The sequence below is a fragment of the Corynebacterium sp. MSK310 genome, from assembly GCF_030227355.1.
Classification (GTDB): Bacteria; Actinomycetota; Actinomycetes; order Mycobacteriales; family Mycobacteriaceae; genus Corynebacterium; species Corynebacterium rhinophilum.
Genome location: NZ_JASPFZ010000009.1, coordinates 72,464 through 91,631, shown reverse-complemented (window position 1 = coordinate 91,631; position 19,168 = coordinate 72,464). Strand labels below are relative to the sequence as shown.

Genomic DNA, 19,168 nt, shown 5'->3' with positions numbered 1-19,168 from the left:
CCGCGGAGGTGTTGCGGGTAGTATTGGCCCTATGGGTTTTACGACGCCAAGCTATGATCTCAGGGACCTTTTTTCGCGGATTGACCGGGGCGATATCCAGCTTCCGGATTTCCAGCGCAGCTACGCCTGGGATGAAGACCGCATCCGCTCACTTATCGTTACGGTCCTGCGTGGATACCCCATCGGCGCGCTGATGGCCCTAGATACCCGCAATGAAAAGATGCGTTTCCGCCCCAGGGTGCTGGCGGGTGCGCCCGAGGTTGGTGTCGAGCCCGGGTTGCTGCTCTTGGACGGCCAACAGCGCCTTACCTCCCTGTACCACTGCTTTAATGGCGAGGGTTTTGTCAAGACCACTGACTTCCGGAAAAAGAAGGTCCACCGCCGCTTTTTCATCGACGTCCGCGCCGCGGTAAGCGGGGACTTGCTTGCCGATGACGCCATTTTCGCCGTCGACCAAAAAGGCGAGATCTGCTCGCACTTCGGCCCCGACGTTGATGGGGCTATTACCTGCCGCCAGGATGGGCTGGACAATATGTGCATCCCCGTGGCCTCGCTACTCAGCGAGGAAGGCACCAGCATGCTTTTCGAGCTCGCCGCCACACACGAGCAATGCAGCGCCGAGCTTGCCGCGTTCAATAACCGCATCGTGCGCCCCTTGGCGGGCTATGACATCCCGATGATCCGGCTATCCCGCGAAACGGAGCGCTCCGGAATCGGTTCCATCTTTGCCCAGGCAAATTCCGCAGGTTTACAGATGGATGTCTTCGATCTCTTAACCGCCGTCTTTGCCTCCGAAGATCCGACCTTCCACCTTGCCAACGATTGGCAGCAGGTGGAAAAGGATCTGCGGGATTCTCCTGCGCTCGATGGCATCGGACGCAATGAATTCCTCTCCGCAGTATCCCTCTTGGTCACAGGGGAGAAGGGCAATGCCGGCGGCCAGCGCGAAGACATTTTGAAGCTGTCCCTGTCCGAGTACAAGGCGGCCGCGCACGACCTGCGCATTACCTTCCACGAGGTTGCCGAATTCTTGGCGCAGCGCCGCATTTTAAGCCTCGATCAGGTTCCTTATACGGAACAGATCGTGCCGCTGGCGGTCATCATCGCGCGCCTGGCCAAGCGGCCTGGGGCCCTTTCCAGCCAGCAGGCATGGGATCGCATTGACCAGTGGTTCTGGTGTGGCGTCTTTGGCGAGCTCTACGGTTCTTCCGCGGTGCCGCTGCGCGCCGCCCGCGATGTGGATGAGGTGACCGAGTGGGTTGCCGGGGCCACCGATGATGTTCCCAAGACGGTCGCGGATGCAGGATTCCGGGAATCCCGCCTGCTCTCGGTCGATGAAAACGATGGGGTATGGCACGGAATCTATGCCCTGCTTATGGCCCGCGGCGCGAAGGATTGGCGGACGGGCAGCGAATTTACTCGCCACACCTTTGAAGAGTTGAAGCCCGGGTTTTTCCCGGTATTCCCACTGAATTGGTGCCAGCGCCACGGGGTGGATTCGGTCTTGGCCCATTCGGTCATGAACTACACCCCGATGGGCAAGCGCACAGAGGTCGTCCTCGATGGGTTCGCGCCGAACCGCTACCTGCCTCGCGTGCAATCCAAGTCCATCATGGAAGACGAGGAATTTGATGCTGTCTTGGCATCTCACGATCTCGATGTAGCAAACCTGAGGGAATCGAAGATTCAGGAATTCTTGGCAGATCGTCGCCATCGTTTTGTGAACCTGGTGGAAGAAACCTTGGGCATTCCCGTCATTCGAGATGTCGATGAAGCAAACCTGGCCGGCGGTGAAGAGGGGCCACATGCATTTGGCCGCTAAGAGGTATCGGGCGGCTGCAGCGGTTATCGCAGCCTCCCTCGTACTTGTCGGCTGCGGCGATGCCTTGCAGGAGCCCAAGCTTGTTAAGCGAGGGCTTTCGGATCTCTCCGAGTCCGATGTTGAGCTTGAGCGCGCCAAGTCAGAGAATCAAAACCGCCTGATCGATCCCAAATTCGCTGGCAAGCTAGAAATCATCGATGATCCTAGCGGCATTGACGCTGCACGGACTTTTTTTGAAGATTCTGACTCGATGGTGCTCTTTGCACCCGATGCTAAATCCAAATTGCGCGCGGCAACGTTGGCGATTAACCAGCACTTGCCGGCCGTGGAATACGATCCTTCGCGGCGCGGTGACATCCTCAACCTGGTAGGTGACTTGGAAGTAAAACGACTCGTCATCATTGGTGATATTCCATGGACTCAATCCAGTGGTGATTTCACGGTCATCAAGGACCCAGGCACGCATGAGGCGTTGGGAGATTTTACGGCATTCCAGTACGAGTCCAAGGTAGTCGCCTCACCGAAACAGATGGTCAAAGACATCGCGCGGCTGGATAATACTCCCTATGTTGAGTTGCGCCCCGCCTGGATTCCTTATGAGGGCGAACCGGAGGATGATGACAAAAAGTTACCGCCCGTTCCAGCGCAGTCACGGCGCGATGGCCAGATGGCGCCCAATATTGTGGCTACGGCGGATAGCCCAGTAGCCAATGTCATTACGGCCGCGGCCTATGGCGGTTCAGTATTGCTGATGCCGACGGCAGATCCGCTGGAAGATAAGCGGAGTATGGCCATGGTGGCGGGATTGGATGAGGGTTCCCTGATTGCTTTGGGCCCGGAATTCGGTCAAGTGAAAGAATTTAAGGAAAAAATAAGGCAGGGCACCCCAAACTGAACTACACTTCCTTCACACGCGGTGATTTTCGCGTAATGCACAACGAATTGAAACGAAGGATGATATGTCGAAGCCGGTAGTTCTTATCGCCGATAAATTGGCCCAATCCACAGTGACGGCGTTGGGGGATTCCGTCGAGGTGCGCTGGGTAGATGGCCCGAACCGCGAGGAATTGCTTGCGGCGGTTCCAGAAGCAGATGCGCTGCTCGTTCGCTCTGCCACCACGGTCGACGCTGAAGTTCTAGAAGCAGCGCCCAAGCTCAAGATTGTGGGCCGCGCGGGCGTGGGACTGGATAACGTGGATATTGACACCGCCACCAATAAGGGTGTCATGGTGGTCAACGCTCCCACCTCCAATATCCACTCTGCGTGCGAGCAGGCGATTGCCCTGCTTTTGGCCACTGCCCGCCAGATTCCTGCGGCGGATCAGTCCCTGCGCGAGGGCGAGTGGAAGCGCTCTTTCTTCAAGGGCGTCGAGGTCTACGGCAAGACTATTGGCATCGTTGGCTTCGGCCACATCGGTCAGCTTTTTGCCCAGCGGTTAAGCGCCTTTGAAACGAAGATTATTGCCCACGATCCTTATGCCAATCCGGCGCGTGCGGCAGCGCTTGGCGTGGAATTGGTCGAGCTGGAAGAGCTGATGGCGCAGGCAGATTTTGTCACCATTCACCTGCCTAAGACTCCAGAGACCGCCGGAATGTTTAACGCGGAGCTTCTGGCCAAGGCAAAGGAAGGCCAGATTCTTATCAACGCCGCCCGCGGCGGCCTCGTAGACGAGCAGGCCTTGGCGGATTCCATTACCTCCGGCCACCACCGCGGTGCGGGCTTTGACGTCTACTCCACGGAGCCGTGCACGGATTCCCCGTTGTTTAAGCTGCCGCAGGTCACGGTCTCGCCGCACTTGGGCGCGTCCACCGTGGAGGCACAGGACCGCGCGGGTACCGATGTCGCCGCATCCGTGCTCAAGGCTCTGGCCGGCGAGTTCGTTCCCGATGCGGTCAACGTCTCCGGCGGCACGGTGGGCGAAGAGGTTGCCGGCTGGCTCGACCTCGCCCGCAAGCTGGGCCTTACGGCCGGACGCCTGTTGGACCAGGCTCCCGTCGCCGTGGAGATCGAGGCTTGCGGCGAGCTGTCCACTGAGGATGTGGATGTGCTGGGCCTTTCGGCCGTACGCGGTCTGTTTAGCGGTGTGACTTCGGAGCCGGTTACCTTTGTCAACGCGATGCAGATTGCTGAGAGCCGTGGGGTCGAAGTTTCGGTCTCCACAAACCCAGAATCCAAGGGGCACCGTTCTTCTTTGCAGGTCAAGGTCATTAGCGCGGAGGGCGTGACCTCCTCGCTTACCGGTGCGCTCATCGGTATTGACGGGACCGAAAAGTTTGTCCGTATTAACGGTCGTGGCGTGGATATGCGGGCCGAGGGCCGCAACCTGTTCTTCCGCTATGCCGATGCCCCAGGCGCGCTGGGTACCGTGGGTACCAAGCTGGGTGCTGCGGGCATCAACATCATCGCCGCAGCCTTGACGCAGGGCAAGCAGGAATCCGATGCCGTGCTCATCTTGCGTGTGGAGTCCGAGGTGCCAGATTCTCTCATCGAGGAGATCAACTCCGCCCTTGGCGCTACGTGCCAGCAATTCGACATGGATGAATAATCTCAGCGCAGGTTAGGACGGATTGGCCTAACCGCGTACTCGTGCCCGCCCATCGCGCAGAATTATGCTGCGATGGGCGGGTTTCCTTTGGTAGGCTAATCCCTAATCCACTATGTGAGAAAGGAATCCTATCTAATGAAATTAGCGGTTATTGGCGGCGACGGCATTGGGCCGGAAGTAACGGCGGAAGCCCTGAAGGTGCTGCGCACCGTGCGCAGCGATATTGAAACCACCGATTATGACTTGGGCGCGCGGCGCTACCTGCGTAATGGCGAGCTTTTAACGGACGCAGACTTGGCCAGCTTGCGCGAGCACGATGCCATTTTGCTGGGTGCCATTGGTGCACCAGGTGAGGTTCCCCCGGGCGTCTTGGAACGCGGCCTGTTATTGAAGATGCGGTTTGCACTCGATCACCACGTGAACCTGCGCCCTTCCATCTTGTACCCCACGGCCCACTCGCCGCTGGCTAACCCGGGCGAGATCGACTTCGTTGTGGTGCGTGAAGGCACCGAGGGCTTGTACTGCGGCAATGGTGGCACGCTGCGGGAAGGAACGCCGCACGAGGTAGCCAGCGAGGTTTCGCAAAATACCCGCTTCGGGGTAGAGCGCGTGGTGCGCGATGCTTTTGAGCGGGCATCGCAGCGCCGCAACCACCTGACCCTGGTGCACAAGACCAATGTCCTCGTCAACGCCGGCGACTTGTGGCACCGCACGGTGGAAGAGGTTGCGGCGGAATATCCGCAGGTGGAGGTGGACTATAACCACATCGATGCCGCGACCATCTACATGGTGACGGATCCTTCCCGTTACGATGTCGTTGTGACCGATAACCTCTTTGGAGACATCTTAACGGACTTAGCAGGCGCTATTACTGGCGGAATTGGGTTGGCTGCTTCGGGCAATATCGATGCCTCGGGCGAGAACCCTTCCATGTTTGAGCCAGTGCACGGTTCGGCACCTGATATTGCCGGACAAGGCATCGCGGATCCCACCGCGGCTATCTTGTCGGCGGCGATGCTTTTGCGGCAGCTGGGTGATGAAGACAATGCGCAGAAGATTGAAAAGGCGGTGGCGGAGGACATCGCCAAGCGGGGCGATGCCCCAATCAAGACCGTCGAGGTAGGGGATCGGATCGCAGCGAGCCTGCAAGCTTAAGCGCAAGAAGTCCTTTGTGTGAATGCGGTGTTGGCAGGGAACTAAATAATCTTTGCAAATTAACACCGCAAACTTTGCACACATGTAAAGGCTCCCTTTTAGTAGGATGGCCGTTATGCGTTTAGGACGAATTGCACACCCAGAAGGAATTTGCTTTGCCATCATCGACGGGCCACAAGACGCCCCGATGGAGGAGCTTGTAGCTAAAGAAATCTCCGGCACTCCATTTACCCCGCCGGAGCCCACCGGCCGGGAATGGAAGCTGGGTGAGGTGCGCCTCTTGGCGCCGACCTTGCCCACCAAGGTGGTGGCGCTCGGGCGCAACTATGCCGACCACGTGGCCGAGGTATTTAAGAAGTCCCCCGATAAGCTGCCGCCAACCATCTTCCTGAAGCCCTCGACTGCGGTTATCGGCCCGAATGAGGCCATCAAGATTCCCGATTATGCCACCAACGTGGAATTTGAGGGCGAACTCGCCGTAGTTATTTCCAAGCCATCGAAGAATATCAAGGCTGAGAACTGGAAAGACCACGTGCTGGGCTATACCATCTGCAACGACGTTTCCTCCCGTGACCTCCAGTTCAAGGATGGTCAGTGGGCGCGCGCCAAGGGCATTGATACCTTCTGCCCGCTGGGCCCGTGGATTGAAACGGACCTGGATAGCTTGGATCTTGATGATCAGAAGATCAATGCGTACCTGACCCATGATGGTTCCCGTGAGCAGAAGCAGGATTCCAATACGGATCAGATGATCGTCAAGATGGGCGGCATCTTGGAAGAGATTTCTGCCGCATATACTTTGCTGCCTGGTGATGTCATCACTACCGGCTCGCCCGCGGGAACCGCTCCGATGGTGCCGGGCGATACCATCGAAATTGAGATCCCAGGGGTTGGTACTCTGCGCAATATCATCTCTAGGGCGCAGTAGATTCATCCCACAGCAGCTGCCGCTGGTGAGGTTTTGCTAGAAGGAGAACGGCGTGCCGGAACATTCGCATCAAGGCCACCGCGGGTCTGCGCCCAGCGCGCAGGAAATGGAGGAGCGCTATCGCTCCGCTGTGCAGGTGTGGTCGGGGAGTCCGAATGCCACGCTGGTGGACTATGTTAGTGACCTTCCAGGCGGTACCGCGCTCGATATCGGCTGCGGGGAAGGCGCCGATGCCCAGTGGCTGCACGAGCACGGCTGGCAGGTACTCGGCATCGATTTTGCTCCGACTGCCGTGGCACGGACTAGGGCGCGAGGAGTAGCCGCGGAGGTTGCCACCTTTGATGAGTTCAGCCACGCCCCATTTGATTTGGTCACCGTGCATTACGGCAGTGTCCGTGCCAACTCACGGGAAGTAGCACTGTTAGAAAAGCTCGTCGCCACGGGCGGAACCTTGCTCTATGTTCACCATGATATGGAGTCAGAAGAGATCGCCATGCCGGAATGGCTGGCGGAAAACCTGACCGAATTGAAGGTGCAGACCTTGCGGCGATCGCCGCGCCATGTAACTAGCGGTGCAGGCGCTCACCACACCAGCGACGTGGTTCTCGTGGCAAAGCGGTACTAATCCGCACCGTTTAAAGGCTCAGCGCCCGTAAGATCGTCTGGAGCTTGGCGGTGGTTTCTTCCAGCTCCGCCTGGGCATTGGAGGCACCGACCACGCCGCCGCCGGCCCAGGCGCGGGCGGAGAGGCCATCGCCGGCAACTTCCGCGCAACGGATAGCTACCATGTATTCACCGTCGCCGGAGCTATCACACCAGCCGACGGTGCCGGCATAGAAGCCGCGGTCGGTCTCGGCGGTCTCAATAAGCGCCTGCGCAGCTTCCGTCGGCGTGCCACAGATTGCGGGGGTGGGGTGGACTACTTCTGCCAATTCCAGGGCGGTGAGGTCTTTATCCCGCAGGGTACCGGTAACCGGCGTGCCCAAGTGCCACATCTCATTGGTGTGTATGAGCTGCGGGGTATCGGGAATATTGAGGCTGCTACACAGCGGCTCTAGCACCCTGCGCAGGTGCTCTACCACAAAGGAGTGCTCGAGCAGATCCTTTGCGGAGTGCAAGAGGTCTTGGCTGGCAATGTGGTCTGCCGCTTTATTGGCTCGGCGCGGGGTGGAGCCGGCGAGCGGGAATGCAGACACGGTCGAGCCTTGGCGCTTGATCAGCACCTCTGGCGAAGAACCGACCAGCATGGCCCCTGGGCGGCCTGCAGGGGAGAGATCCGCAATGAAGCCATCGCGGTTGACGGAGAGATCGATTAGGCGCGCGGCCACCAGCCGGGGATCGATGGGGGAAGCAAATTCGATATCGACCGCGCGGGCTAAAACCACCTTTTCTAGCTTCGAGGTTTCGATGGTGCCGATGGCCGCTTCAACGCGGCGCAGGTGTTCTTCTGGCTCTGGGTCAAAGCCCACGACGCGGGAATTGAGGGTCTGATTGCGGTAGAACGCATGTGGTTCTAGCGGGCCGTCTTCTCGGATGATTGATTCTGGAACGGTCAGCGCGGCGGGAGTATCGGAATCAAAGGGGATGGCACCTACGACCATCTCGGCCCCGCCTCGGCGCAAGGCGTCAACCGCGGCCTCGGCACTGGTAAAGGTGTCCCGCGCACCTTGGGTACGGACAGACCCCGTTGCCCGGGAGAGCAAGAAATCGGGGGCGGTGCTTGGTCTGTCTTCGTGCATGGGGATCTAGCTTAGTGCCTCGTTAAAAGTTGATAGAAATTACCCTCCGCCAAGCGTGTGGACACCTGCTGGCACAACCGATGTAACTATTGTTATTTAAGTGGCTATTGTGACTAAAGTTTTTCTTCGATTCACCTATCTCTTGACCTCACTGCTAGTGATAGGCGCAGCTTTAAGCGTGCCGGCAATGGCGCAGGAACAAGAAGGTGCCGGAGCACCGGTAGAACCGACGCACCCGGCGCCTGTGCCAGAACAAGAACACCACTCCGGCGAGCCCGTGATTCCAGAACCAGACGGCTCGCATTTGCTCCCTGAAGGTGTCACTGAATCGACGCCTCGCGATGCTGAGGCGCACCCGTCTACTGACGGTGAGCCACCAGTTTCGGGTAATCCCGAGCCGACTCCACCTGTGCCTTCTGCTGATCCCAGCATTAATCCTGATCCGGCCATTGCACCGGGAACTATGGAATCGCTCGAGATGGAACACGAAGGAAAACAGCGCCGCTACCTCGTGCGTATCCCCGATAATTGCTCGCCCGAAAAACCATCCCCGGTGCTTTTTGGATTTGGCGGTTGGGGAGATTCCCCGGAAAATTTCTCTAGTTACGCACGGATGGGCAATACGTCAGCCACCGATGAGGCCATCATCATTTACCCGGAGGGCTACGAACGCGCTTGGGAAGCAGCTCCATATGCCAAAACCCATGACGGCGAAGATATCCGCTTCATCAAGCGCATCTTGGATGCGGTGGATGCGGACTATCACGTGGATCGCAACCGCGTCTACGCCATGGGAATGTCCAATGGTGGAGGTTTTACCTCGGTATTAGGCTGTCACGCTCAAGATACATTTGCTGCGGTTGCCATGGTCTCTGGAGCTTTTTATAACCCCGTTGAAACCAATTGCGGCGATGCGCCAATGCATACACTCATCATGCACGGCACCCACGATCAGATGATGACCTATGAAGGCGGCGACCGGCACGAAGCTGGTTATCTTCCCGTGCGCACCGTCTTGGGAGGGTATCTCAACCGCAATCGCTGCGATATGACCTTCCAAACCCAAGCGGATATTGGAGGGGCCGAGCGCCTGAACTTCAACGATTGCCAGAAGGACGTGGAATTGATCAAGGTGCCTGCTGAACACACGTGGTTTTGGCAGCCGGATACCCCGAATGTTTTGTGGGACTTCCTTTCCACCAAGACACGCGTGTAGCCCTAGACGGTACTTTTCAGGCTTCTAGTCGATGCGCGGGATCTGCGTCGTGGCATCATCGGCCTGCGGCGGCACTGGCTGTTCTGGCTGCTCAGGTTGTTCGCCGGCTAGCTTCTTCTTGCGGAAGAATTGGACATAGACCAAAAGACCAATTCCTAGCACCAGCGCGAATGCGCCGAGCCCTGCCAAGATGCCCGCCCAAAAGCTGCTCTTGGTCAGTGAGGCGGTGTAGGCGGCACCGGCAAGCGCTTCATTGTTGTGGTCCTTGCCACCCGCAGACGCGTTGGGCACCGGCGCCGTGCTTCGGTGCTCAGATTTAGAGCCCTTAGATTTGCTGTCCTTAGCCTTGCTGCTCTTGGATTTCGGGGTGGACTTGCCCGCGGATTTCTGGCCAGAACTTCCGCCGGATTTGGATTGTGCAGCCTTAGAACCGCTGCGAGAGCCGCTGCTTGCCGATGCTCCCTTCGACGAGCCCCCACCCGATTTGCGCGACGCAGCACCAGAGCCGGCCCCAGAACCGTGGGCTTGGTTAGTCTTGCTCTGGCCAGAACCGCGAGCAGAGCCCTTGGTGGAGCCGGACTTCGACCCAGACTTGGAGCCTTGGTTGGACCCCTGCTTCGAACCAGAATTCTTGACTTCTTTCGAGCCTCCGGACTGGCCCTGCTTAGTTGGCTTATCGCCGGATTTATCCTTGGCGCCTTTGTCTTTCTTTTTATCGCCCTCGAGGAATTTTTGGCCTTCCTTCAGGGTATTTTCCAGCTCCTTATCCAGGCCCGCGATGGCCTTATCTACGCCTTTAATATCCTTGGCTAGCTGATTTGGGCGGGAGGTTCCGCCCGTAGGGACGCTGGCCTCAGCATCGTCGGATTCTTCGTAGTCGACACCGCACAGCTCCGCTGCATCCGCGTCATCGCCGACGAGGAATCCGGCATGCAAGTGGTGGCGGGAGCCATCGGGAAGCTCAAAAGTAAAGCTCACGGCGTAGGTGCCTGGCTTGGTAAAAGCGAAGGCAGGGTGGGCGTGGGACTTGCCGGGATAATCCCAGGCGGTGCCGTCCTCGGTATCCATCCGCACCTTGAGCTCGCCGATGCCCTCATTCTGGAAAGCTACAATGCGGCCATCCTCGGGGCCAGATGCGATGGCCATGCTGAGCGTCGCTGTCTGCTTGGACCCGAGGTAGTCCTCGGAGAGTTCCTGAGTATTAAAACCTAGCCACGGAACATCCTCAATCTGGGTTTGTGGCAGCACCCATCCTTCCTCGGGCAGGGAAGGGATATTGAGAGCTGAAATTGGCTGCTTGTTCTTCTCCGCTACCTCGACCACGAATTCTTCTGATTGGTATTCTTTGCGTTTTTGGTCATCTTTGACCACAAAGTTGATATCCCCGCTTTCATCCTTGAGCGCCATGTCTTGGTGGCCTTCGGTAATGCGGATAAAGTCCTCGGCGCTGCAGGCCTCTGCGGCATGCGCGGTGGCCATAACTGAAGAGGGCAGACCCACACCGGTGAGGGTTCCCACGCTGAGGAACCCGGCGGCGCCTAGGGCAAGAGCGGTACGGCACAAGGGTTTCATGATTCGATGGTTTCCTTTCGTGGGGAGTTTTCGGAAGCGTCGGCTGGCACGCGAGGAGAAGAGTGGCCGGGTGTGCGGCGGGAGCGCAAGAAGGGATGCAGGGCCCAGACAATGAGGAAGAGGATCGTGAGCGTGAGCACGATGGTTGCGCCCGCGGGAAGATCGATGGCCCACGCCAAATAGATGCCGAAGAAGCTGCAGACGGCGCCGATGATGGCAGAGAGAAACATCATTGTGGTGAGGTTGGTCGTGAGCAGGCGCGCCGTAGCAGCCGGGGTAATCAGCAGGGCGAGGACCAAAATATTGCCGATAGTGCTTACGGAATTGACCACCGCGGCGGTCACGCACAAGTAGAGGATGATATCCAGTGCAAAGACTGGCAGGCCCATGGCGCGGGCGGTCTCCCGGTCCAAGCAGGTGGCATTGAGCTGCGGGCCAAAGGCCACGACCACGGCTAGGACCACGAGGCAGACGCTCGCGGCGACGGTGATATCTGTGCGCGAAACGCCGGTCAGTGATCCGAAGAGGAAGCTGGTGAGCGAGGCACTATAGCCATCCGTGCGCGAGATAATCACCATACCCAAGGCAAAGGCGGCGGCGAAAAAGATGCCGATGATGGAATCCGCGCGCACGTGGTTGCGTTGCGAAAACGCGGCGATAAGCACCGCGACGACCGCACCGGCAACCGCCCCGCCCAGCAGTACCGAGGTTTGCAGCGCAAAGGCGACGGCCAGGCCTGGGAACACGGCGTGCGAGACGGCATCGCCAATAAAGGCCATGCCACGCAGCACCACATAACAGCCGATGACCCCGCACACGATGGCGGCGATGAGCGAAATGCCCACCGCCCTGGCGAGGAAATCGAGGTGGGGATTGGTTAAATCCCGCAAGAAATCGATAAATGAGATATCAATCACGCAGCTACTCCAATCGCAGCGAGCAACGGGGAAGAGGCACTGACACCAAATGCACGGGTCCACGGATCCTTGTCTGCCAAAAGCTCATCGGCGGGGCCATCCGCAATAACCGTGCGATTAAATAGCACCAAGCGTTTGCACGTGTGCGCTGCCTCCGACAGATTGTGGGTAGACATCACGATGGATTTCCCTTGCGCCGCAAGTTCGGCGAAAAGTTCTAGTAGGGCCTCGGTATTCGGGGCGTCGAGCCCGGTAAAAGGTTCATCGAGCAACAAGACCTCCGGCTGAATAGCGAGGGCGCGGGCGATCAGTACGCGCTGGCGCTGGCCGCCAGAAAGCTCCTCGATGGGCCGGGAGGCAAATTCCTCCATATGCACCAAGCGCAGCGCTTCTGCAGCGGCGGCATGATCCTTTTTCTTAGGGTGCTTGAACCACCCGATGAGCCCGGTGCGCCCGCTGAGCACGGTGCGGTACACGTTGATGGGAAAACCCCATTCCACCTCGTGGCGCTGCGGAACATAGCCCACAGAGCCGGTGACGGTGCACGTGCCAGAGGAGGGGATAAGGCCCAAAATGGCGCGCATTAGCGTGGTTTTGCCCGCGCCATTGGGGCCTAAGAGCCCAATGAATTCACCGGTGCCTACCTCGAGGTTAGCGTCCTCAATAACGGCGCGGCCAGCAAGCGCTACCTGCAATCCGCGCACCTGGATGCACGGCTTAGACATGGCCATCGCCCCGCTTGCGGGACTTGACGAGCACGGCAACACCGGCGATCAGCACGATGATTCCGCCGCCGACCAAAACATAAACCCATACCGGGAGGGAAGAATCCTCGGTCGTGGCCTCTGCTGGGCTCCACTCCGCATCCTGGGCTGCCTGGATATCTGCGCCGTCGCCCACAGCGAAAGTCAGCACGCCGTCGGTACTAAACTCCTCGCCGTCTGTGGTTTCACCCTTAACCCGGATGGCCACCTGGTGGGTGCCCGGCTCCGTGAAAGTCCAGTTGGCGTGAGTGTGCGTATTGAGATCTACCCAGAACTCAGACTCGCTTTTTTCTGCCGTAGACCACAGCAGCTGGGGTGCCTCAAAGCCACCGTTTTGCAAAAAGAGGGAAAAATCCCCTGGGCCGGAGTGTCCGAGGAATTCCATAGTAACGCCGCGATCGGCGTTATCGACAAGCGAAGGCGCCTGGGTATTCCACCCCAGCCACGGGACGCCGACCTGCTCAGTCTGCGGGACCACCCAGACATCCTCGCCGGATTGGGCACCGACGAAACTGAAATCTTCGGTATCCGGCAGCGTCTGCTGGGCCGCATCGCTGACCGAAAATACGAGGTCATCGAGGTGGCGCCACACCGGGGAGTCGCCCGCATCATCGCGGGCCAAAAGCTCGACATCGGAGCCGTCTAACAGCGTGCCGATATCAACGTGGCCGGCATCGATGACCTTTTCTTCGCCCTCTGGCGCAACGGTTTCATCCGCGCCAACCACTTGCGCGAGGTCGCCGGCCCAGGCGGGCGTTGCGGATAGGGCGAGGCCCGCAGTGACAATGCAGGCTGCCGTGCGAGTGGCCGCGCGGGTAACGGTACGAGAGGCAAGGTTAAGCATGGTTATCTCCATTCGAAGGATGTAGGCAACGCTGCAGCGAGTCAGCATTGAATTTCATGAGATCGATATAAGTAGGCACGGCATCATCAAGCGTGTCGCCGTAAATGGGGCACAGCTCCACGTTTTGCTGCGCGGCGGCTTCCTTCAGCGTGCTGGCGCTGGCTTGCTCCACCGGCTCCACAAAGACCGCAGGAAGGTGCAGGTTCTCCAGCGTCCGGCGCAGGGCAATGACCTCGCGTGGCGAAGGCTCAATGGCGGGATTAGGGGTAACAAACCCGGCCACCGAAAGGCCGTAGCCCTGCTCTAAGTAGGCATAACCGTGGTGGGTGGTGACCAAGTGCCGATTACTCTGCGGGATAGAAGAAATCGCGCGGTCCACATACTCGTCCAGCTCGCGCAATTCCGCGATATAAGACTCGGCACGGGCGCGGTAATCGGCGCCGTGCGACGGATCCGCATTCGCCATTTCTTCAGCAATGACATCGACATAGGCAATGGCATTGTCTACGTTGTGCCACAAGTGTGGATCCACTTCGCCGTGGATATGTTTGCCCAGGACTGCCTGGGGGAGCAGGTACGTATCCGCGCCGGGGGTGCCCAAGAAGCGATAAGCGGGATCCGGCGGAATGGGCTGCAGGACCGAGGAAGGGACCGCTACCGCGGTATGCGCGGGATCAAAATGCTGGTCTTGATCGCGCAGATCGATAGATCCCTCTGCCACATCAGCGGCAATATCCACGTGGCCGGAATCAATGACATCCATATCCTCCGGCGGGTTCACTCCTACCGCGACGGTGAGGTGCTCTACCTCCGTGCCATCGGCCTGAAAGCCAAGCTTGTAGATGCCCGGCTCCGAAAAGGCCCACGAGACGTGCGTGTGCGCATTAGCCGGGAGGGTGACCGAATCATCGCCCGCGTCGATGCCATCGGCGCTATTAAACAGCACTTCCGGCGTACCGAAGGTGGAGACCACGTAGGCTGCGACATCGCCTGGCCCCTCGGCAGAGACCATGCGGAAATCCACGCCGGAGTTGCGCTGCTCGGCACCACTAATGCGCAGGCCCAACCAGATGGCATCCAGGGAGACATCTTCTACCAGCGGCACGAGGGCGGCACCGCGGGTGGAGGCCGAGTCAGCGACCTCTACCACGGGCGCATCCGTGGATTCGTGCAAGGTATCTATCAGGGATTGCGGTTCCAGGAGGTATCCATTGCTCAAGGCAAGATCCGCATTGGCCACGTTGCGCACCGTGCGCAGCGTCGGCTCAAAGGTGTGCGGGTCCTTTCCGCTGGGGATAAGACCGGTGACCGAGGCATCCTCGCCTGCAACGTGGCGGGCCATATCCGCCAAAATCGGCGTCGTCGCCACCACGCTGAAGCGATCCGAGGTATCCACCGCTGCCGAGGTCGTGCAACCTGCCGCAAGGAGGGAGACGCTAAAGAGCGCCCCGACGGTCTGCAGCCCGCGCGGTACGAAACGGTAGTGGGGCACTGGCATTAATTCTTTGCCCTCGCGACAGCGAGCCGTGCGATGCCCAGACCAAGGAACAGCATGCCCAGTCCGAGCACGCCAATTCCGAGCGGCATGGTGGGGGTCCCAGTATTGGCGAGAGCCGCATTGCCACCCTTACCGGATGCGTTCGCACCGGAACCGCTGGTGCCATCCTGGCCAGCGCCGGAGCCATTAGAGCCCGCGCCGGCTGCGGCGCCAACACCACAGTCTCCGCCATCTGGGTTTACTTCCGCGCCCAGGTCAAAGTGGCCATTATCGAAGGAGCCCTCTGGCCTGCCACCGCCCACGACAAAGTGCAGCGTTGCCTGGCCGGCTACTTGCTTGCCGGCAGAGGTTTGGGCCACCTGGCGAATGGTGACGTCGTAGGTGCCCTGCTTTTCGAAGACCCAGTTGGGGTGCACGTGGGTATTGGGCGCGATATTGTAGCTACCTTCGACGGCACCGTTGGCGCCGCGGAACCATTCATCGCCGACGATCTTGCCCAGGCCACCCTGGCTGTAGACCATCATGGCACCAGGGCCCTTCATATCAACGAGCTCCCAAGTAACATCACCCGGAATGTGCTCGCGCATGGAAGGGCTCTGGGTATTCGCACCGAGCCACGGCACGCCATCGACCTGCGTAGAACCGATCATCCACGCTTGGCCGGCAGATACGGGACCAACATCTTCTGGCAGTTCTACGCCGGAATTATCGGAGAGGTAAAAAGTCGCGCCGTCGGCATCGCGCCACTGCGGTGGCGAGGCTGTATCGTCCTTAATCTGCGGGATAATTCCCGGCCGGCACTCTGGATCCGTGGATTGTCCATCGTTTGCAGCGTTGCCGCCTTGGCCACCCTCGGAATTGCCATGTCCAGCGTCATTGCCGGAGTTGTCTGCATCGCCAGCACCGCCCGCAGAGCGGTGAGCGGAGCCTGCACCGCCGCCTTCGCCCACCTGCCAGGTATAGGTCACTGCGTTACTGGTTTGTCCGTTGGAGGAGGCTTGGACGGTCATCTCGTACGTACCAGCCTCACTGAAAGCCCAGTTGACGTGGCGGTGTGCAGGACTCGGCTGGTTAATAACCTCGCCGCTGGTGAGCTCCATCGAACCGGAATTGGTCACGGCACCGACGTTGCCGAACCCAGAGGTTTCAAAGACATAGACCGAGCCCGGCCCAGAGATATTGGTGAACTCGAAGTCAACACTGGTAAAGCCACCATCGCGTGCCGGCTGCGTATCCCAGCCCGGCCAGATGATATTTGGGTCCTGGGTTTGGGGCAGGAAGTAGGTCGATTCGCCAATCTCGGGAACGCCCTCGGTGGCATCGGACCATGCGGATTCCACTACTTGGAGCAATACGTCATCGCCAGGGCGCTGGACGTGCGAACCGGTGACATCTTCCTGCATGGATAGGTGCAGCTGGCCATCCGGTGCCGTGACATAGAATGCGTCGATATGGCCAGAATCAAAGACCTCATCGAAGGCCAAGGCCGGTGAGGCTGGAACGAAAAACGCGATAAGGGCGGTAATCACCGCCGCGATGATGCGGCTGCCAGGCCGGTGGGCTCTGGTGCGCGAAATGGTGTTGGTATCCATGGTTGAATTTCCTTTAAAGCGCCTGGGGTGGGGTCCCCTGAGCAGTGGATTATTAGTTAGATGCGCCAGCCAAAGCGCTCACGAATGAGATCTTGGTTGTCGCGGAAGAAGTTGTAGAAGGCCTTGAAGGTGATGCCAAGAACCGCAGGCAAGACCAGGGTCCAAGGATTAAACGATGACCCTATGGGAGCTGACGGCTCGGACGGCTTGGACGGTTTCGAGGGCTTGGACGGCTTCTCGGAAGGTTTTTCCGATGAGGAATCGGATGGCGCAGCCGTAGAACAGGACTTCACCGCGTCATCACCAATGGCAAAGGTCAACCTCTGTGGCTCCGAGGCAAGTTCCTTGCCATCGGTGGTAGTTGCCGTATAGGTTGCCTCGAACGTGTAGGTGCCCGGCTTGGTAAAAGCCCAGTGGGTATGCCTGTGCGATGCGAAGGTGGTCTCGATCGTGTGGTCGTTTTCGGCAGAATTGGCAAGGACGTCGTAACCGACACCCCTGGCCTTATCTATATATGTGCCCCACTCAGCGCCCTCTGGCGTGTGCGTGGGCTTAAGGTTCAAATTGACTTTGCCATTTTTCATCTTGGAGTAATCCAATTCTTCGGTGTTATACCCCGGCCAGATGATGGCTTGGTTCTGCGTTTGTGGCAGGTGGTAGAAGCGGTCACCGATGTTGCCAAGGAAATCGAATTTCTTATCACCCAGCTGCTGACCGCGAGGAGTAAGCGCGTTTTTGTGTACGCCAAGCACGACGTCATCCAACGAGCGGTCTACCGAGTTCTTATCAATTTGTCCTGTGTCATCGCGCAGGACGGTGCGGAAACCATCGTCCGTAGGAAGTGCCTTGATATCGACGTGCCCGCGGTCAAGTACCTGCTTTTCGCTGCACCGCTGAGCCTCCTCGTCCTTTGGCGGTTGAAATGGTGCCGGCGTATCGCCGGGCGCGGGTGAACCGCCGGACCCAGGCTTTCCGCCTGGGGTAGCGGTGTTATCCTCCGCGCTGGTAGAAAGCTCGTCTTTTACTTCGTAGTTTTCATCGAGTTTGTAGGACTCGGTCAGCACCGTGCTTCCGTGGCCGGCCTGGACCGTGGAGTGCGGGAAGACGTTGATTTTGGCAGTGTAGTTTTCGGAGTACCTACCGTAGGTAAAAGTGGCTTCTCCGTGGCCCTTGGTAATCGCTGCTTCCACCGAAGTAGAAGATTCCTCGTCGTTCTTGTTTTCGTAGAGACCACCAGTCATCACGCCGCTGAAGTTTTTATCATCCATGTCGATGATAATTTTGGTTCCTTCTTCACCTTGTTTGCGCATCCGCACCGTATAGCCGGTTTCTTGCAGCGTTACCTCTTCGGTAGGGGCCAGCTGGCGCGGATTCTCGGTTTCTTCCCACTTGTCTTCGGTAGTGGAAGAATCGGTTTGGGAGGGAGAGCCCGGGGTAAATTCCACCTGCTGCGAAATCCAGCGTGGCGCATCGCCTTCTGGGGTAAAGACGGCCTGGATATTAGAGGATTCTGGGCCCATGTACTCATCCCACTCGGCGTGGCCGTCGGTGACGGGCAGATCGGTGAGGAAGTAACCATCGATAAGCAGCGTAAGCGTGCCGGATGCCTTGTTCTTTGCATCGAAGGAAATGGTGGTGAGCTTATCGTCACCGTCTTTTTCCGGGTTCTGCTTTTTGTCCAGGCTCAGACTGTAGCCAGCAGCGGCGGCATCACCGGAGGAGGAGCTATCAAAGCGCTCTTTGAGGCTTGGGGTCTTTTCATCCTTTGGCTTTTGTCCGCCCACTTGGTAGCTGGTGGTCTGCGGCTCACTAGCCACGAGTTGGCCATCCGCCGTGCGCGCGGTGGTGCGAAAGGTCAAGCGATAACGGCCGGGCTTGGTAAAGAGCGTGTAGTTGTGAGTGTGGCTACCACGTTCGAGAAAAGCAGAGTGTGGTGAGTCCTCGAACGAACCCAGCATGCGATTGAGATTAGTGCCGTCTTTATCGTCCTTATTGGTAAAAAGCTCCACGTCACCTGGGCCATCCACGCTCAACAGATCGAGGTAGGCGATGTTGTTGCGGAAATTTTCCACGGGAAGCCCCTTTGAACCGAATCCGATCCAGATGGGCTCTTGGTTAGCGGAGGCCTGGTACGGGGCAGTGTAGTATGTGGTGCCTGGGGCGCCGATGTAATCCTGCGTACCGTTTTGCGGCAGGGAATACATAAAGTTCTGGTGGCGCTTACCGTTCTCGTCTTCGCGGGTATAGCCTTTGCCAATCCAGGCAACGGTGTCATCGATGAGCGGCGGCGTTTGGCCGGGAAATTCGGATCGCAGCAGGAAGTTGTCGTTTTCCCAAAAACTCTTGGGAGAATCGACGTGGGTTTGGGTCGCGATGTGTTTGCCATCGTCTGGACCGGCGTAGGCGGTAGCCGGGGCAATCAGCGCGATCGTGCTGAATGCGGCGATGAAGCGGATACGAGGAGAAGCCACCAGCGCGTTACCTTTCTGCAGTTGTCAGTAGTTCACCTCGAAACTATAGAAAATGATTCCCAATACTGGATAATCTTTTGAAAACCGTTCCCTTTTACCAGTGT

15 protein-coding genes are annotated in these 19,168 nt (G+C 58.6%); 7 read left to right on the top strand and 8 right to left on the bottom strand.

Annotation, left to right across the window (positions count from 1 at the left end; genetic code table 11):
- Positions 1-31 precede the first annotated feature (31 nt).
- The 6 genes from QP891_RS08005 to QP891_RS07980 all read left to right on the top strand — a co-directional run bounded on the left by QP891_RS08005 (position 32) and on the right by QP891_RS07980 (position 7,076).
- On the top strand, positions 32-1,822 hold the full coding sequence (locus tag QP891_RS08005; protein WP_284805905.1) for a GmrSD restriction endonuclease domain-containing protein: 1,791 nt from the start codon (positions 32-34) through the stop codon (positions 1,820-1,822).
- Entirely contained in the window at positions 1,806-2,717 is a 912-nt protein-coding gene (locus tag QP891_RS08000; RefSeq protein WP_284770543.1) for a hypothetical protein, read from the top strand. The genes QP891_RS08005 and QP891_RS08000 overlap by 17 nt, the downstream gene beginning before the upstream one ends.
- 64 nt (positions 2,718-2,781) lie before the next feature.
- A complete protein-coding gene (gene serA / locus QP891_RS07995; protein WP_284770542.1) occupies positions 2,782-4,368 on the top strand; it encodes a phosphoglycerate dehydrogenase in 1,587 nt (528 codons plus the stop codon).
- 135 nt (positions 4,369-4,503) lie between these two features.
- Positions 4,504-5,523, top strand: coding sequence for a 3-isopropylmalate dehydrogenase (locus QP891_RS07990; protein ID WP_284770541.1), 1,020 nt, complete (start codon positions 4,504-4,506; stop codon positions 5,521-5,523).
- Positions 5,524-5,638: 115 nt separating this feature from the next.
- Positions 5,639-6,451: a fumarylacetoacetate hydrolase family protein gene (locus QP891_RS07985; RefSeq protein WP_284770540.1), complete on the top strand. Its 813-nt coding sequence runs from the start codon at positions 5,639-5,641 to the stop codon at positions 6,449-6,451.
- A gap of 106 nt (positions 6,452-6,557) precedes the next feature.
- Positions 6,558-7,076, top strand: a complete 519-nt coding sequence (locus QP891_RS07980) for a class I SAM-dependent methyltransferase (RefSeq protein WP_410763665.1) — start codon at positions 6,558-6,560, stop codon at positions 7,074-7,076.
- A 10-nt stretch (positions 7,077-7,086) separates the two neighbouring features.
- On the opposite strand, the gene QP891_RS07975 is transcribed toward QP891_RS07980, so the two are convergent.
- Positions 7,087-8,190: an isochorismate synthase gene (locus QP891_RS07975; RefSeq protein WP_284770538.1), complete on the bottom strand. Its 1,104-nt coding sequence runs from the start codon at positions 8,188-8,190 to the stop codon at positions 7,087-7,089.
- A gap of 109 nt (positions 8,191-8,299) precedes the next feature.
- Here QP891_RS07975 and QP891_RS07970 point away from each other — a divergent pair, with 109 nt between their 5' ends.
- The gene (locus tag QP891_RS07970) at positions 8,300-9,406 is read left to right on the top strand and encodes a CE1 family esterase (RefSeq protein WP_284770537.1); all 1,107 of its coding nucleotides are present in this window, start codon (positions 8,300-8,302) and stop codon (positions 9,404-9,406) included.
- A gap of 24 nt (positions 9,407-9,430) precedes the next feature.
- Here the strand turns inward: QP891_RS07970 and QP891_RS07965 are convergent, their stop codons facing one another.
- The 7 genes from QP891_RS07965 to QP891_RS07935 are packed head-to-tail and all read right to left on the bottom strand — an operon-like array spanning position 9,431 to position 19,064.
- The gene (locus tag QP891_RS07965; protein ID WP_284770536.1) at positions 9,431-10,978 is read right to left on the bottom strand and encodes a choice-of-anchor M domain-containing protein; all 1,548 of its coding nucleotides are present in this window, start codon (positions 10,976-10,978) and stop codon (positions 9,431-9,433) included.
- Entirely contained in the window at positions 10,975-11,895 is a 921-nt protein-coding gene (locus QP891_RS07960) for an anchored repeat-type ABC transporter permease subunit (protein WP_284805903.1), read from the bottom strand. The genes QP891_RS07965 and QP891_RS07960 overlap by 4 nt, the downstream gene beginning before the upstream one ends.
- On the bottom strand, positions 11,892-12,626 hold the full coding sequence (locus QP891_RS07955) for an anchored repeat-type ABC transporter ATP-binding subunit (protein ID WP_410763645.1): 735 nt from the start codon (positions 12,624-12,626) through the stop codon (positions 11,892-11,894). Before QP891_RS07955 ends, QP891_RS07960 begins: the two co-directional genes overlap by 4 nt.
- Entirely contained in the window at positions 12,613-13,503 is an 891-nt protein-coding gene (locus QP891_RS07950; RefSeq protein ID WP_284770533.1) for a choice-of-anchor M domain-containing protein, read from the bottom strand. Before QP891_RS07950 ends, QP891_RS07955 begins: the two co-directional genes overlap by 14 nt.
- Positions 13,496-15,001, bottom strand: coding sequence for an anchored repeat ABC transporter, substrate-binding protein (locus tag QP891_RS07945; RefSeq protein WP_284770532.1), 1,506 nt, complete (start codon positions 14,999-15,001; stop codon positions 13,496-13,498). The genes QP891_RS07950 and QP891_RS07945 overlap by 8 nt, the downstream gene beginning before the upstream one ends.
- Positions 15,001-16,593 carry a choice-of-anchor M domain-containing protein gene (locus QP891_RS07940; RefSeq protein WP_284770531.1) on the bottom strand — a complete coding sequence of 531 codons (1,593 nt, stop codon included), beginning with the start codon at positions 16,591-16,593 and terminating at the stop codon, positions 15,001-15,003. The genes QP891_RS07945 and QP891_RS07940 overlap by 1 nt, the downstream gene beginning before the upstream one ends.
- A 56-nt stretch (positions 16,594-16,649) precedes the next feature.
- Complete coding sequence (locus QP891_RS07935) at positions 16,650-19,064, bottom strand: choice-of-anchor M domain-containing protein (protein WP_284770530.1); 2,415 nt, start codon at positions 19,062-19,064, stop codon at positions 16,650-16,652.
- Positions 19,065-19,168 lie beyond the last annotated feature (104 nt).